The following is a 1538-nucleotide window of genomic DNA, read 5'->3' on the forward strand; positions in this document are numbered from 1 at the left end:
GGGGTCAGGTGGGGAACCAGGAGGGCGAGCTGCCACTCGCGGGCGCCGAAGCCCCGCAGCGTCTCGGCGACCGTGACCTCCGTGACCTCCTCCGGCGGGGCCCAGGCGAGCCGGCGGATCGAGTCCGGGGCGATCAGGTTCTCCGGAGGGAGGGCATGCTCGCCCGCGACCCGGACCACCACCTCCCGGCACCGGGCCAGCCGGCCGGCGGCCACCGGATCCCGCTCCGCCCAGCGGTGCGGCGGGGGCGGACCCTCCACCGCCGGGGTGACCGGCAGCGCGTCCTCGGGCAGTTGCCGGGCGTCGTCCAGCGCCGCCAACCAGGTGCGGGCCAGCCGGCGCACCGACCGACCGCCGAAGCCCGGCAGGGTGAGCAGCGTCTTCTCGTCCTTCGGGTCCAGCTCGGCGGCGGCCACGATCGCCGAGTCCGGCAGCACCCGGCCCGGCGCGGCATCGCGGCGGGCGGCGATCTGGTCGCGGGCGTACCAGAGGGAACGGACCCGGGCCTGTGCGCGGGCCCCGCGCACCCGGTGGATGCCGGAGGTACGCCGCCACGGCTCCGCCCGGACCCGGGGCGGGCGGGTACCGCTGTGCACCAGCGCGGCGAACTCCTCCGCCGCCCATGCCGACTTGCCCTGGCGGGCCAGCTCCGCGTCGAGCGCGTCGCGCAGGTCGGTCAACAGCTCCACGTCCAGCGCGGCGTACGTGAGCCACGACTCCGGCAGTGGCCGGCTCGACCAGTCCGCCGCCGAGTGGTGCTTCTCCAGGCTGAAGCCGAGTAGCTGCTCGGTCAGCGCGGCCAGCCCGACCCGCTCAAAACCCGCCAGCCGAGCGGCCAGTTCCGTGTCGAACAGCCGGCGTGGGCGCAGCCCCACCTCGGCCAGGCACGGCAGGTCCTGGCTGGCGGCGTGCAGCACCCACTCGGCGTCGGCGATGGCCGAGTCCAGGGTGCTCAGGTCGGGCAGCGGCAGCGGGTCGATCAGCGCGGTGCCGGCCCCGGCCCGGCGCAGCTGGACGAGGTACGCGCGCTGGCTGTAGCGGTACCCGGAGGCGCGTTCGGCGTCCAGGGCGACCGGGCCGGTGCCGGCGGCGAACCGGGCCACGACCGTGGCGAGCCCGGCCACGGTCGTCACCGGCTCGGGTGTCCCCTCGCGGGGGGCGGTCAGGGGCACAGGCCCGTCGGCGGTCGGTTCGGGCCCCGCGTCCACCGGCTCCGGCGCGGCCGACGGCAATTGGTGCGGCTCGTTTCCCGTTCGGCTTTCGGCGGCCCGACGGCGCAGGGGTGGTTCGTCGGTCACCTGACAACCCTAGTGCGCGCGGCGATCCGGCGCGCGCAGCCGGGTGCGGTGCGTGTCGGCGTCGGCGACTTGACCCGGCATGCCAGGGTCGGACATTGGGCAGACAAAGCGCGTCGATGCGGGTACGTTCCTTCGGGCCGCCGCCCGGGACCGCACCGGTGTCGGGCGGCGGGGCGTCTACGGGGAGGACGTGGCGATGACGACGGTTGGGTACGGTCCGACGGGCGCGGGGCAGGGGCC

Annotated in this window: 1 protein-coding gene; it reads right to left on the minus strand. The window is 76.4% G+C overall.

What is annotated here, in order from left to right:
* Positions 1-1298, minus strand: a 1298-nt coding sequence (locus E1258_RS32540; protein WP_132407806.1) for a ribonuclease D, incomplete at its 3' end; no start/stop codon positions are given.
* Positions 1299-1538: the final 240 nt, after the last annotated feature.

The organism is Micromonospora sp. KC207, from assembly GCF_004348615.1.
Lineage (GTDB): Bacteria > Actinomycetota > Actinomycetes > Mycobacteriales > Micromonosporaceae > Micromonospora.